Annotated in this window: 15 protein-coding genes; 9 read left to right on the top strand and 6 right to left on the bottom strand. The window is 75.0% G+C overall.

Annotation, left to right across the window (positions count from 1 at the left end; translation table 11 throughout):
• Positions 1-7: 7 nt before the first annotated feature.
• The 3 genes from ROT00_RS13000 to ROT00_RS12990 all read right to left on the bottom strand — a co-directional run bounded on the left by ROT00_RS13000 (position 8) and on the right by ROT00_RS12990 (position 3,375).
• Positions 8-1,195, bottom strand: coding sequence for an MFS transporter (locus tag ROT00_RS13000; protein WP_404775447.1), 1,188 nt, complete (start codon positions 1,193-1,195; stop codon positions 8-10).
• A gap of 147 nt (positions 1,196-1,342) precedes the next feature.
• The gene (locus ROT00_RS12995) at positions 1,343-2,788 is read right to left on the bottom strand and encodes an NCS2 family permease (RefSeq protein WP_404775491.1); all 1,446 of its coding nucleotides are present in this window, start codon (positions 2,786-2,788) and stop codon (positions 1,343-1,345) included.
• 56 nt (positions 2,789-2,844) lie between these two features.
• A complete protein-coding gene (locus ROT00_RS12990) occupies positions 2,845-3,375 on the bottom strand; it encodes a nucleoside deaminase (protein WP_404775446.1) in 531 nt (176 codons plus the stop codon).
• A 234-nt stretch (positions 3,376-3,609) separates the two neighbouring features.
• Between ROT00_RS12990 and ROT00_RS12985 the strand changes: the two genes are divergently transcribed.
• The 5 genes from ROT00_RS12985 to moaA all read left to right on the top strand — a co-directional run bounded on the left by ROT00_RS12985 (position 3,610) and on the right by moaA (position 8,090).
• On the top strand, positions 3,610-4,032 hold the full coding sequence (locus tag ROT00_RS12985) for a TOBE domain-containing protein (RefSeq protein ID WP_404775490.1): 423 nt from the start codon (positions 3,610-3,612) through the stop codon (positions 4,030-4,032).
• A 2-nt stretch (positions 4,033-4,034) separates the two neighbouring features.
• Positions 4,035-4,916 (top strand): molybdate ABC transporter substrate-binding protein, encoded by an 882-nt coding sequence (gene modA / locus ROT00_RS12980; protein ID WP_404775489.1) that lies wholly within the window; start codon positions 4,035-4,037, stop codon positions 4,914-4,916.
• Positions 4,913-5,749 (top strand): ABC transporter permease, encoded by an 837-nt coding sequence (locus tag ROT00_RS12975; RefSeq protein WP_404775445.1) that lies wholly within the window; start codon positions 4,913-4,915, stop codon positions 5,747-5,749. The genes modA and ROT00_RS12975 overlap by 4 nt, the downstream gene beginning before the upstream one ends.
• Positions 5,746-6,903, top strand: a complete 1,158-nt coding sequence (locus ROT00_RS12970) for an ABC transporter ATP-binding protein (protein WP_404775444.1) — start codon at positions 5,746-5,748, stop codon at positions 6,901-6,903. Before ROT00_RS12975 ends, ROT00_RS12970 begins: the two co-directional genes overlap by 4 nt.
• A gap of 95 nt (positions 6,904-6,998) precedes the next feature.
• Entirely contained in the window at positions 6,999-8,090 is a 1,092-nt protein-coding gene (gene moaA / locus ROT00_RS12965; RefSeq protein WP_404775443.1) for a GTP 3',8-cyclase MoaA, read from the top strand.
• Between the two features lie 27 nt (positions 8,091-8,117).
• Here moaA and ROT00_RS12960 read toward each other — a convergent pair whose 3' ends face one another.
• On the bottom strand, positions 8,118-8,588 hold the full coding sequence (locus ROT00_RS12960; protein ID WP_404775442.1) for a molybdenum cofactor biosynthesis protein MoaE: 471 nt from the start codon (positions 8,586-8,588) through the stop codon (positions 8,118-8,120).
• Positions 8,585-9,733 carry a ThiF family adenylyltransferase gene (locus ROT00_RS12955; protein WP_404775441.1) on the bottom strand — a complete coding sequence of 383 codons (1,149 nt, stop codon included), beginning with the start codon at positions 9,731-9,733 and terminating at the stop codon, positions 8,585-8,587. Before ROT00_RS12955 ends, ROT00_RS12960 begins: the two co-directional genes overlap by 4 nt.
• A 71-nt stretch (positions 9,734-9,804) precedes the next feature.
• On the opposite strand from ROT00_RS12955, the gene ROT00_RS12950 reads away from it, so the two are divergent.
• Genes ROT00_RS12950 through ROT00_RS12935 form a run of 4 tightly spaced genes read left to right on the top strand, consistent with a single transcriptional unit; the run spans position 9,805 to position 12,342 of the window.
• Positions 9,805-10,050: a MoaD/ThiS family protein gene (locus ROT00_RS12950; RefSeq protein WP_404775440.1), complete on the top strand. Its 246-nt coding sequence runs from the start codon at positions 9,805-9,807 to the stop codon at positions 10,048-10,050.
• 33 nt (positions 10,051-10,083) lie between these two features.
• Complete coding sequence (locus tag ROT00_RS12945; protein ID WP_404775439.1) at positions 10,084-11,358, top strand: molybdopterin molybdotransferase MoeA; 1,275 nt, start codon at positions 10,084-10,086, stop codon at positions 11,356-11,358.
• Entirely contained in the window at positions 11,351-11,836 is a 486-nt protein-coding gene (gene moaC, locus ROT00_RS12940; protein WP_404775438.1) for a cyclic pyranopterin monophosphate synthase MoaC, read from the top strand. Before ROT00_RS12945 ends, moaC begins: the two co-directional genes overlap by 8 nt.
• A complete protein-coding gene (locus tag ROT00_RS12935) occupies positions 11,833-12,342 on the top strand; it encodes a MogA/MoaB family molybdenum cofactor biosynthesis protein (RefSeq protein WP_404775437.1) in 510 nt (169 codons plus the stop codon). The genes moaC and ROT00_RS12935 overlap by 4 nt, the downstream gene beginning before the upstream one ends.
• On the opposite strand, the gene ROT00_RS12930 is transcribed toward ROT00_RS12935, so the two are convergent.
• Positions 12,330-13,139 (bottom strand): phosphatase PAP2 family protein, encoded by an 810-nt coding sequence (locus tag ROT00_RS12930; protein ID WP_404775436.1) that lies wholly within the window; start codon positions 13,137-13,139, stop codon positions 12,330-12,332. The genes ROT00_RS12935 and ROT00_RS12930 overlap by 13 nt on opposite strands.
• Positions 13,140-13,157 lie beyond the last annotated feature (18 nt).

Genomic DNA, 13,157 nt, shown 5'->3' with positions numbered 1-13,157 from the left:
TCCGCGCTCAGCTCAGCCGGCGGCCCCGCATGATCGCGAGCGGGAGCGTCGCGAGCGAGAGCCCCGCCGCGCAGAGGAACGCGACGGGGAAGGAGAAGCCGGCCGCGATCGTGCCGACGAGCACGGCGCCGAAGCCGGTGCCCGCATCGAAGCCGATGTTCCAGACCATGCTCGCGAGCAGGGTGTCGCGGGGCCCGACGGCGGCGAAGGCCTCGCCGAGCGTGAGGTTCTGGAGCCCGCCGTAGCCGAGGCCCACGAGCCCGGCGCCGACGAGGAGCGCCCAGTCGGCCGGGGCCGAGACGTCCACGACGCCCCAGGCCGTGATCGCGAGGCCCGCGGTCGTCGCGAGCACGAGCGGCCAGAGCAACGGCCTCGCGCCGAAGCGGTCGGCCGGACCGCCGATGAGCCAGCGCGAGAGCGCCGCGAGCCCGGTGAGGAGCAGCAGGGCGACGGCCGCGAGCAGCTGGTCGCCCGCGAGCTGCGGCAGGAAGGTGATGAGCGCGCCGCCGGCGACCGTCACCGCGAGGAGCAGCGCGACCGGGCGGAACAGCACCGCGGCGGCGGCGAGCGGGCCGTGCGAGGCGTGCGCGTGCTCGGCGGGGTGCGGCGGCTTCGCCGCGAGGTGCCGCGCGAGGCGGAGCGCCGCGGGAATGCCGAGCACCGGCAGCGCCGCGACGACGAACACCGGCGCGTAGCCGAGGTGCTCCGCGACCCACGGGGCGAGCGGCAGCAGCACGAGCTGCGGTCCGGCGATCGCGAGGCCCCAGGCGCCGATCGCCCGCCCGCGCCGGGCGGGCTCGATGAGCTCGGGCACGGCGCTGCCGCCGGCGACGGTCAGCACCGCGAAGCCCAGGCCGCGCACCGCCGACCAGGCGAGGATGACGGGCAGCTCGGTGGAGGCGAGCATCGCCGGGGCGGGCAGGCCGAGGAGCAGCAGGCCGACGACGAGCACGGGCGCCCAGCCGAAGCGGCGGAGCGCGGCGGGCACCATCGTCTGGCCGACGACGGTCGCGAGCATCAGCACGCCCGTCACGAGCCCGGCGCCCGCGACGTCGGCCCCGCCCGACACCGCCCAGAGCGGGGCGACCGGCATCAGCACGGCGAAGCCCGAGAAACCGAGGGCCGTCATCACGATGAGCGCCGGCATCCCGGGCGCCCGCCAGACCGATCCTGCGCTCGGCGCGTTGCTCGTCAAGTCCTCTTCACCGTTCCCTTCCGATCCATCCCACCACGCCCGCCGGGCGTGTGACGACCGTCGCGGGTGCCGGGCGCGGGTGCTCGCCGCGCGCGACCGCGCCCCGGCCGGCGCGGTGCCGACCGGGGCGCGGTCATCGGCGCGGGCTCAGCCCGCGATCAGGGTCTCGATCGGCCCGCGCACGAAGTAGAGCGCGAAGCCGGCCGCGACGACCCACATCAGCCAGTGCACCTTGCGGGCCCGCCCGGACGCCGCGTTCACGAGCGCCCAGGAGATGAAGCCCACGCCGATGCCGTTCGCGATCGAGTAGGTGAGCGGCATCGTCACGATGGTGAGGAAGGCCGGCAGGGCGACGGCGAACTTGTCGAACTTGATCTCGCGGATCTGCCCCATCATCATCGCGCCGACGACGACGAGCGCGGCCGAGCCGACCTCGATCGGCACCACGAGGGTGAGCGGCGTGAGGAACATGGAGAGGAGGAAGAGGAGCCCCACCACGATCGAGGCGAGCCCCGTGCGGGCCCCCTCGCCGATGCCCGAGGCGCTGTCGACGTAGACCGTGTTCGAGGAGGTCGAGGTCGCACCGCCCGCGATGGCGCCCGCGCCCTCGACGATGAAGGCGGCCCGCAGCCGCGGGAAGGTGCCGTCCTTGTGCGCGAGCCCGGCGTTCTTCGCGAGACCCGTCATGGTGCCCATCGCGTCGAAGAAGTTCGAGAACACGAGGGTGAAGACGAGCATCGTCGCCGAGAGCGCGCCGATCCGGCCGAACGAGCCGAACACGTCGAACTGCCCGACGAGCCCGAAGTCGGGCACCGTGAACAGGGCGGTCGGCAGCTCGGGGATCGTCATGTGCCAGCCGTTCGGGTCCTCGAAGGAGGGGCCGAGCTTCAGGAGCGCCTGGGCGATGATCGCGACGATGGTGGTCACCACGATGCCGATCAGGATGCCGCCGGGCACCCGGCGGGCGACGAGGATGCCGATGAGCACGAGGCCGAGCAGGAAGATGAGCGTCGGCACCGAGGTGATCGAGCCGGCGTCGCCGAGCTGCACGGGCGGGCCGCCGGGGGTGCGGTTGACGAAGCCCGAGTCGACGAAGCCGATGAAGGCGATGAACAGGCCGATGCCGACCGTGATCGCGGCCTTCAGCGCCTGCGGCACCGCCCGGAAGATCGCGGTTCGGGCGCCGGTCGCTCCAAGCAGCACGATGATGACGCCGTTGATCACGACGAGGCCCATCGCCTCCGGCCAGGTGACCTGCCCCACGACCGAGACCGCGAGGAAGGAGTTGATGCCGAGGCCCGCCGCGATCGCGAAGGGCAGTCGGGCGAAGAGGCCGAACAGGATGGTCATGAGGCCGGCGGTGAGGCCGGTCGCCGCGCCGATCTGCGCGGCGTCGAGGGCGTTGCCCGCGACGTCCTCGGAGCCGCCGAGGATCAGCGGGTTCAGGATGACGATGTAGGCCATCGTCACGAAGGTGACGATGCCGCCGCGGATCTCGCGGCCGAAGGTGGAGCCGCGCCGGGTGATCTCGAAGAAGCGGTCGATCGCGTTCTTCGGCTCGCCCTCGACCGTGGTCGTCGCGCCGGTGGGCAGCGGGTCGGGGATCGGGGTCGCGGTGCTGTCGGTGTGCTGGGTCACGTCGGCTCCGCTCAGTACTCGATGCGGGTGGCGGTGTGCTGCCACTCGGTGAAGGGGGCGACCCGCTCGGCGGGGGGCAGCTCGATGTCGGCGACCGGCATCACGGCGCGGTCGGCGTCGTCGCCCTCGAAGTAGCGGTAGAAGACGGCGTCGTCGAATCCGGCGTCCGCCGCGTCGTGGCGGCTGGCGGCGAAGTAGACCCGGTCGATGCGGGCCCAGAGCGAGGAGGCGAGGCACATCGGGCACGGCTCGCAGCTCGTGTAGAGCACGGCGCCGGAGAGGTCGAAGTCGCCGATGCCCTGGCAGGCGGCGCGGATGGCCGAGACCTCGGCGTGCGCCGTGGGGTCGAGGTTCGCGGTGACGCGGTTCACGCCCTCGAAGACGCGGCCGTCGGCGGTGACGACGATGGCCCCGAACGGGCCGCCGGAGCGGCGCACGTTCTCGGTGGCGAGGGCGACGGCCCTGGCGAGGTACTGGGCGGGCGTCGGCTCGGCGCCGTCGGGCGCCGTTCCGGCCGTGGTGGTGGTACCGAGCGATTCCATGAAAAGCATCCTTGCTCTCGGAGTCCGATGCGGGCGGCTGGGGTCCGCGGCGTCTGTTCGGCGCCGGCGTGATCGTCGTCGATCCGTTCGGGTCTGCTGGGCGTTCGCACCGGGCGGCTTCGTGGCGGCCCGGCGACTGGTCGAGGCTAACAGCCGGTCATCCCCGGGTCTACACGTTTTTGGAAGTTTGATTCTGAAATACGGAAAACTTGATTGCACATCCGCAGATGCGGAATTATTGTGGCTGCTATGGCGCAATATCGGATCAGTGAGGCCGCCGATCTCCTCGGCGTGAGCGACGACACCGTTCGGCGATGGGTGCAGGACGGAGTGCTGAGCGTCTCCAAGGACGACGCCGGCCGACAGGTCGTGCCCGGTCGTGAACTCGCCGCGAGGGCCCAGGCCATCGCGGCGACCATCACCGACCGGTCCCATGTGCGCCGCAGCGCCCGCAATCGCTTCGTCGGGCTCGTCACCAAGGTCGAGATCGCCGGGCTCATGGCCCAGGTCGAGCTGCAGTGCGGCCCGAACCGGGTCGTCTCGCTCATGTCGGCCGAGGCCGCCCGCGAGATGGAGCTCGAGATCGGTTCGCGGGGCGTGGCCGTGGTCAAGGCGACCACGGTGATCATCGAGACGGAAGAGGATCCCTCGTCGTGACCCTGCAGCACCGCACCGCCCGCAGCACCAGCAGCACCGCACGTCCCCGCCTCCGCCGCGCCCGCTTCGCCGGCGCCGGCGTCGCGATCGGCGCCGTCGCGCTCCTCGCCGGCTGCGCCGGCGGCGCGGCCGAACCGAGCCCCACCGCGAGCAGCGGCGCCGACGAGCCCGCCCTCACCGGCGAGCTCACCATCTACGCCGCGGCGTCCCTGAGCGGCGCCTTCGACGAGCTCGCCGCGCAGTTCGAGGCCGAGCACCCCGAGCTCGACGTGCTGCCGATCACCTACGACGGCTCGTCCGTGCTCGCGACCCAGCTCATCGAGGGCGCCCCCGCCGACGTGTTCGCCTCCGCCGACGAGAAGAACATGACGAAGGTGCTCGACGCCGGTCTCGCGGACGGCGCCGACGACTTCGCGACGAACGTGCTCGAGATCGCGGTCGCCCCCGGCAACCCGCTCGGCATCGCGGGGCTCGACGCCCTCGCCGACGGCGCCACGAAGACCGCCGACGGTCGCCCGGCGACGGTCGTGCTCTGCGCCCCCGAGGTGCCCTGCGGCGCCGCCTCGCAGACCCTCATCTCCGCGGCCGGGATCACCCTGACCCCCGCGAGCGAGGAGCAGAACGTGACGGCCGTGCTCACCAAGGTGAAGTCCGGCGAGGCCGACGCCGGACTCGTCTACGTGACCGACGTGAAGGCGGCCGGCGACGCCGTCGAGGGCGTCGAGGGCGTCGAGATCGCGAACGCCGCGGATGCGACCAACGTCTACCCGCTGACCGCGCTCAGCGGCGCCCCGAACCCCGACGCCGCCGCCGCGTTCGTCGCGTTCGTGACCTCGGCCGCCGGCCAGAAGGTGCTCGCATCCTTCGGCTTCGGAGCGCCGTGACCCGAGTAGCGAGCGAGCAGGCGCCCCGCGGCGGCTTCCCCGCCGCGGGGCGCTTCCCCGTGTGGCTGTACGTTCCGGCCGGGCTCGGCGCGGCCGTGCTCCTCCTGCCGCTCGCGGCGCTGCTGCTCCGGCTCGACTGGGCCGGCGTGCCGGCCGCGATCACCTCCCCCGAGGCGCTGCAGGCGCTCGGGCTCTCCCTCACCACGGCCGCCTGGGCGACGCTCGTCTGCGTGCTGCTCGGCGTGCCGCTCGCGCTCGTCATCGCCCGCAGCCGCCCCGGCCCCGCCTCGGCGCTCCGCACGCTCGTGACGCTCCCGCTCGTGCTGCCGCCGCTCGTCGGCGGCATCGCGCTGCTCTCCCTCCTCGGCCGCACCGGGCTCCTCGGCGAGGCGCTCGCCGTCTGGGGCATCCGCATCCCGTTCACGACGGCGGCCGTCGTGATCGCCCAGGTCTTCGTCGCCCTGCCCTTCCTCGTGATCTCGGTCGAGGGTGCGCTCCGCACCGCCGGCACCCGCTTCGAGGGCGTCGCCGCAGGGCTCGGCGCGGGCCGCTTCACCGTCTTCCGCCGGATCACCCTGCCGCTCGTGGCGCCGGGGCTCCTCGCGGGCGCCGTGCTCTGCTTCGCCCGCGCGCTCGGCGAGTTCGGCGCGACCGCGCTCTTCGCCGGCAACGCCGCCGGCACGACCCGCACGATGCCGCTCGCGATCTACACGGCCTTCAACGGCGCCGGGGTCAGCGAGGACACGGCGATCGCGCTGTCCCTGATGCTCATCGCCGTGGCCGTCGCGGTGCTCGTGCTCATGCGCGGCTGGCGAGCGGACGCGCCGCGATGAGCGCCGCAGTCGACCACCGGGCGGATGCCGCGGCCGATCCCCGCGCCGAGCAGGGCCTCCTCGCCCGGGTCGAGGTCGACCGCGACGGCTTCCGGCTCGAGGCATCCCTCGCCGTCGCGCCCGACGAGGTGCTCGCGGTGCTCGGGCCGAACGGCTCGGGCAAGTCGACGCTCCTCGGCGCGATCGCCGGGCAGGTGCCGCTCACCCGCGGTGTGATCCGCGTCGGCGGCCGACGCCTCGACGGCACGGGCGCGCGGGAGGTCCCGCCCGCCGAGCGCCGGGTCGGCCTCCTCGGGCAGCAGGCGCTGCTCTTCCCGCACCTGAGCGCGCTCGAGAACGTGGCCTTCGGCCCCCGCGCGCAGGGCGCGGGCCGGCACACCGCGCGGTCCGCCGCCGCCGGCTGGCTCGAGCGGGTCGGGCTCGCCGGCTTCGAGCGCCGACGGCCAGCCGAGCTCTCCGGCGGGCAGCAGCAGCGGGTCGCCCTCGCGCGCACGCTCGCGGCGCGCCCTGCGGCGCTCCTCCTCGACGAGCCGTTCGCGGCGCTCGACGTCGAGGCGGCCGCCGGCATGCGCCGGCTCGTCCGCGAGCACCGGGCGGCGCTCGGCATCCCGATGCTGCTCGTCACGCACGATCCGCTCGACGCCCTCGTGCTCGCCGGTCGCGCCGCGATCCTGCAGGCGGGCCGCATCGTCGACGAAGGGCCGATCGCCCGGGTGCTCGGCCACCCGCGCACGCCCTTCATCGCCGCCCTCGCGGGCGTCGACCTCGTCGAGGGCGTCGCGCTCGACGACTCCGCGGTGCGCACGCCGGGCGGACTCGTGCTGCGCTCGGCCGAGCCCGCCGCGCTCGCGCCGGGCGCTCCGGCCTCGGCCGTGTTCGCGCCCGGTGCGGTGCACGTGCGGGCGGCGGGCGCGGATGCCCCGGCCGCCGCCGGCGCGGGCGCCGCCCCGTCGGGGGACGGCGAGAACCGCTGGCGGGGCACCGTCGCGAGCCTCGAGCCCGCGGCCGGCGGCGTGCGCATCGTGACCGCGGAGCAGCCCGGCATCGCCGTCGACGTGCCGACCGCCGCGGCCGTCGCGCTGGACCTCGAGCCCGGCGCTGCGCTCCTGTTCCGCGTCGATCCCGCCGACGTCTCGGTCCGCCCGCTCGACTGAGGCGCCGGGGCGCCCGCTCGACCGAGGCGCCGCCCGTCCGGGGAGCGCCCCGCCCCGGACGCGGTGTTACGGTAGACGCCCACGAGGGGGTGACGATGACGATCACGACGCCGGCGCAGGCCGGAACGGGCGGAGCCAGGCGACTGCCGGCGTCCGGCGTGCTGCCCGATCGGCTCGACCGCCCCATGCGCGACCTCCGCATCTCGATCACCGATCGCTGCAACTTCCGCTGCGTCTACTGCATGCCGAAGACCGTGTTCGGCCGCGACTACGCCTTCCTCGACCGCGAGGAGCTGCTGAGCTTCGACGAGATCGTGCGCATCGCCCGGGTGGCCGCCGCGCACGGGGTCGAGAAGCTGCGGCTCACCGGCGGCGAGCCGCTCCTCCGCCGCGGCGTCGAGGAACTCGTCGCCCGGCTCGCCGAGCTCCGCACGCCCGACGGGCGGCCGCTCGAGCTCGCCCTCACCACGAACGGCGCCGCCCTCGCGGTGAAGGCGCGTGCGCTCCGCGAGGCCGGGCTCACCCGGGTCACGGTCTCGCTCGACTCGCTCGACGACGCCCGCTTCCAGGAGATGAACGACGTGCGCTTCCCGGTGGCCCGCGTGCTCGCCGGCATCGACGCCGCCCACGAGGCCGGGCTCGGCCCGATCAAGCTGAACATGGTCGTGAAGCGCGGGCTGAACGACGACGAGGTCGTGGCCATGGCCCGGCACTTCAAAGGCACCCCGTACACGCTGCGCTTCATCGAGTACATGGACGTCGGCACGTCCAACGGCTGGGAGCTCGGCGAGGTCGTGCCCTCCGCCGAGATCGTGGCGCGGATCGGCGCGGAGCTGCCGCTCGTGCCGATCGGCCGCTCGGCCCCCGGCGAGACGGCCGCGCGCTGGCGCTACGCCGACGGCGAGGGCGAGATCGGCGTCATCTCGAGCGTCACGAACGCCTTCTGCGGCACCTGCAACCGCGCCCGCATCTCGACCGAGGGCAAGCTCTACACCTGCCTCTTCGCGAGCGAGGGGCACGACCTGCGGGCGCTCCTCCGCGGCGGGGCCGACGACGTCGAGCTCGCCCGCGCGATGGGCGCCATCTGGGGCGCCCGCGACGACCGCTACTCGGAGCTGCGCGCGACGCTCACCCCCGAGCTGCGGGCCGCACGGCAGAAGATCGAGATGAGCTACATCGGCGGCTGAGGCGCTCGCGTCCCGGTGCCCGGAGGCTCAGAGCCCGACCCACTCCGAGACCCCGTCGTCGAAGTGCTGCCGCTTCCAGATGGGCACCTCCTGCTTCACGAGCTCGACGAGGCGCTCGCACGCGTCGAAGGCCTGCGCCCGGTGCCCGGCGCCGGCCGCGGCGACGAGCGCCACGTCGCCGATCGCGAGGTCGCCGACGCGGTGGGCGGCGGCGACGGCGAAGCCGGTCTCCTCGCGGATGCGGCGCACGCACTCGGCGAGGAAGCGCTCCGCCTCGGGGTGCGCACGGTAGTCGAGCGCGCGCACGGCGCGGCCGCCGTCGTGGTCGCGCACCACGCCGTGGAACACGACGACGGCGCCCGTGGCGTCGCTCTCGACGGCGCGCCGCACCGCCTCGGCGTCGAGGGGCGCTTCCGAGACGAGGGCGTACGGCGCGCTCGCGCCGGAGTCCGGCCTGGCTTGCTGGGGCATCGCGGGCTCGCTTTCGCTGCGGGTCATCGGGTGAGGTGGTCGGGGCCGAGTGCGGCGAAGCGCTCGAGGCCGCCGTCGAGGGAGACGACGCCCGCGTGCCCGCGGGCGGTGAGCGCCGCGGCGGCGCGCGCCGAGCGCAGACCGAGCTCGCAGTACACGACGAGGGGCGCGTCGCCCGGCGCGGGCTCGGCCCCGCCGAGAAGCTCGCCGAGCGGCACGAGCTCGCTGCCCGCGATGCGCCGGAGCGCCGCCTCCTCGGGCTCGCGCACGTCGAGGAGGCGCAGGGGGTCGCCGGCGCGGAGCCGGCGCAGCAGCTCGGCCGCCGAGATCGCCTCGGCCGGGGCGTCCGCGGATGCCCCGGCCGGCGGCAGCCCGCAGAAGCGCTCGTAGTCGACGAGACCGGTGATCTCCGCCGCCTCGGGGTCGGCGCCGTAAGGGATCTCCCGGCTGCGCCCGCTCAGCGCGTCGTAGCTCAGCACCCGGCCGAGGAGCGGCTCGCCGATGCCCGTGACGAGCTTCACGACCTCGCCCGCGAGCATCGCGCCGATCGTGAGGCACAGCGTCGGCAGCACCCCGCCGAGCTCGCACGAGGGCACCTCGCCCGGCGCGGGCGGGCTCGGGAACAGGTCGCGGTAGCCGGGGCCGTGCCCGCGCCAGGCGACGCCGAGCTGCCCCTGGTAGCGCAGGATCGCGCCCCAGACGAGCGGGACGCCGGCGAGGTGGGCCGCGTCGTTCGCGAGGTAGCGGGTGGGGAAGTTGTCGCTGCCGTCGACGACGAGGTCGTAGTCGGCGAGGATGCCGGGCAGGTTCGCCGCGGTGAGCCGCACCCGGTGCCGGACGACCCGGCACTCGGGATCGATCGCGGCGACCGTGTCGGCGAGCGAGTCGACCTTCGGGCGGCCGAGGTCGGCGACGCCGTGGCTGAGCTGCCGGGGCAGGTTGCTGAGCTCCACCTCGTCGTCGTCGGCGATGCCGATCGTGCCGACGCCGGAGCCCGCGAGGGCGGGGACCACGGCGCTGCCGAGGCCGCCGGCGCCGATCACGAGCACGCGCGCCGCGGCGAGCCGGCGTTGCGCGTCCTCGCCGTAGCCGGGCAGCATGAGCTGACGGCTGTGCCGGCTCACGCGCTCGGCGCTGAGCGGTGCGCCGGGCGCGACGATCGGCTGGGTCATCCGGTCAGTGTACCCGCGGCACTTTTCCGCGGAGCGGATGCAGGATTCCATCGTCGGGTAGCATCGATCGCATGACCCTCGTGACGGTGCGCTACTTCGCGGCGGCCGCCGACGCGGCGGGCTGCGAGGAGGAGCGGCTCGAGCTCGGCGAGGCGACCGTGGGCGCGCTCCGCGAGCTGCTCGCCGAGCGCTACGGGGCGCCGATGCAGCGGGTGCTGCAGCACGGCTCCTTCCTCGTCGACGGCACCGTCCGCCGCGATCCGGGCACCCCGATCGGCGCCGCGGTCGATCTGCTGCCGCCCTTCGCCGGCGGCTGAGCCGTCGCGGCATCCGCCGTTTAGGCTGAACCCATGCGCAGCTACGCCGAACACCGTCGTGCGGTCACCGAGCTGCTCGCCCCGCTCGGGGCGAGGCTCGGCGCCGAGGAGGCGAGCCTCGCCGCCGGCGACGCCCTCGGGCGCGTCCTCGCCGCCGACGTCGTGTGCCCGATCGACCTGCCCGGCTTCGACAACTCCCAGATGGACGGCTACGCCCTGCGATCGGCCGAGCTCGCCGGCGCGAGCCCGACGGCGCCGGTCCAACTGCCGATCGGCCCGACGAGCGCCGCCGGCGACCACGTCTTCGAACTGGCCCCCGGCACCGCCTCGCCCGTCATGACGGGGGCGCCGATCCCCCGCGGCGCCGACGCCGTCGTCCCGATCGAGGCGGCGGACCCGCCCGCCTTCGTCGGCATCTCCGAGCGGCACCACGACTCCCCCGTGCAGACGACGGTCGGCTTCACCGCCCCGGTCGAGCGCGGCGCCTTCATCCGCCCCGCGGGCAGCGACGTCGCCGCCGGTGCGCTCCTCCTCGCCGCGGGCACCCACCTCGGCCCCGCCCAGCTCGGCTCGCTCGCCGCGGCCGGGGTGACGAGCATCCCGGTGCGCCGTCGCGTGCGCGTGCTGCTCGTCTCGACGGGCCACGAGCTGCGACCGCCGGGCGCCGAGCTCCGGCCCGGGCAGATCCACGACGCGAACACGACGATGCTCTCCGCCGCGCTCCGCCGCTGCGGCGCCGAGGTGGTCGAGGCGGTCTCGCCCGACGACGCCGCCTCCCTGCGCGCCGCCATCGCCTCGGCGGCCCCGAGGGTCGACCTGATCCTCACGAGCGGCGGAGTGAGCGAGGGCGCGTTCGAGGTCGTCCGCGAGGCGCTCGGCCCCCTCGGCGTCGCCTTCGAGAAGGTCGCGATCCAGCCGGGCGGCCCGCAGGGGCTCGGGCTGGTGCCGCTCGGCGATGCCGCCGACGGCGAGCGCGACGCGGTTCCGGTCGTCGCGTTCCCCGGCAACCCGGTGAGCGCCCTCGTCTCCTTCGAGCTCTTCCTCCGCCCCGTGCTGCGCCGGCTCGAGGGCCTCGCGCCCGACCGCCACCGCGCGACGCTGCCGCTCGCCCACGAGCTCGTCTCCCCGCTCGCGAAGCACCAGGTGCGCCGGGGCGTCATCGACGGCGACGGGGCCGTCGAGGTCGGCGCCCCGAGCTCGCACCTGCTGCACGCCTACGCCCGGGCCACCGTGCTCGTGCACATCCCCGTCGGCGTCGACCGGCTGCCGGCCGGCGCCCCCGTCGACGTCTGGAGGATCGATGACTGACGAGCCCGATTCCGGCCTCACCCACCTGCGCGCCGACGGATCGGCTCACATGGTCGACGTCACCGACAAGGCGGTCACCCGCCGCACCGCGAGCGCGCAGGCCGTGCTCGTCACCCGCGACGACGTCGTCGCGCGCGTCGCCGACGGCACCCTGCCGAAGGGCGAGGCGCTCGGCACCGCGCGCATCGCCGGCATCATGGCCGCGAAGCAGACCGCAGCGCTCATCCCGCTCTGCCATCCGCTCCCCCTCACGAAGCTCGCGGTCGACTTCGAGCCCGCCGGCGACCGGGTCCGGATCGTCGCGACCGCGACCACGAACGGCGTCACCGGCGTCGAGATGGAGGCGCTCACCGCGGCGAGCGTCGCGGCCCTGACGCTCTACGACATGATCAAGGCCGTCGACCACGAAGCCGTGATCACCGACCTCTGCGTGCTCGCGAAGTCTGGCGGCAAGCGCGGCGAGTGGAGCCGCGCGTGAGCGCCGGCACCCGGCAGGCGGGACCCGGCGGCGCGCACGCCGTCGTCCTCGTCTCCTCGACCCGCGCCGCCGCCGGCGTCTACGAGGACCGCACCGGCCCCGTCATCGTCGAGTGGCTCCGCGAGCGCGGCTTCGCCGTCGACGGGCCGACCGTCGTCGCCGACGGCCCGGACTTCGCGATCGCGCTCGAGACCGCGCTCGCCACGAGCCCCGCCGTCGTCGTCTCGACCGGCGGCACCGGCATCGCCCCGGGCGACACCGTGCCGGAGGCGACCGCCGCGGTGCTCGACCGCGAGCTGCCCGGCTTCGGCGAGGAGCTCCGCCGCCGCGGCGCCGCGACGACGCCGACGGCCCTCCTCAGCCGCGGCCGAGCCGGCATCGCCGCCGGCGCGCTGGTCGTGAACCTGCCCGGCTCCTCGGGCGGGGTCCGCGACGGGCTCGGCGTGCTCGACGAGGTGCTCGACCACGTGCTCGACCAGCTCGCCGGCGGCGATCACCCGGCCTGATCGGGCGCGGCTCCGGGCGCGCCATCCGTGCTGCGTCGGATCGAGGCATCCGCGTCGCCCGCGTCGCCGGTCGCGCCGTCCGCGCCGTCCGCGCTGTTCGCGCTGTTCGCGTCGCCGGTCGCGCCGTCCCGTCGCCGTCGCCAGCGCTGCCGCTCGTGCTCGAGCGGGCGCGCGAAGACCGCCCAGCCGACGAGCGCGACGCCGACGCCGACGAGCGCGCCGGCGATGGTGTCGGTGAGCCAGTGCACGCCGAGGTACGTGCGGGTGAACGCCATCAGCAGCGTGTAGGCCACGCCGAGCGCCCACACCCAGAGCCGCGGGGCGATGATGCCGACCACCACGGCGATCGTCGCGGCGTTCGCCACATGCCCCGAGGGGAATGACCCGAAGTCGCTCGTGACCAGCATGTCCTCGGGCCGGGCCCGGCCGAAGAGGTGCTTCAGCAGCTGCACGACCCCGGCGCTCGCGGCCGAGGCGACGAGGAAGAACGCCGCGCCCCAGGGCCGACGGCAGAGGAGCAGCACGACCGCCCCGCCGAGCGGCACCACGAAGACGCCGATCGCGCCGCCGCCGAGCCGGTTCATCGTGAACGCGACGGCGTCGCCGAACGCGCCGCGGAAGCCGACGACCTCCCCCGCCCAGACCTCGTCGACGCCGATCACCCCGTTGCGCACCGCGATGAGGCCGCCGAGCAGCACCGCCACGAGGAGCACGCCGACGCCGGCGGCGACGATCACCCGGCGGTGCAGGCGGCGTGCCGCCGGGGCATCCGCGATGTCCGATTGCTCGTGGGCCATGCGCCCACGCTAGCCGCC

The sequence above is a fragment of the Agromyces mediolanus genome (genome assembly GCF_044917495.1).
Classification (GTDB): domain Bacteria; phylum Actinomycetota; class Actinomycetes; order Actinomycetales; family Microbacteriaceae; genus Agromyces; species Agromyces mediolanus_B.
Note: the sequence above shows the minus strand (reverse complement) of the source record. Positions and strands in the feature narration are given on the sequence as shown.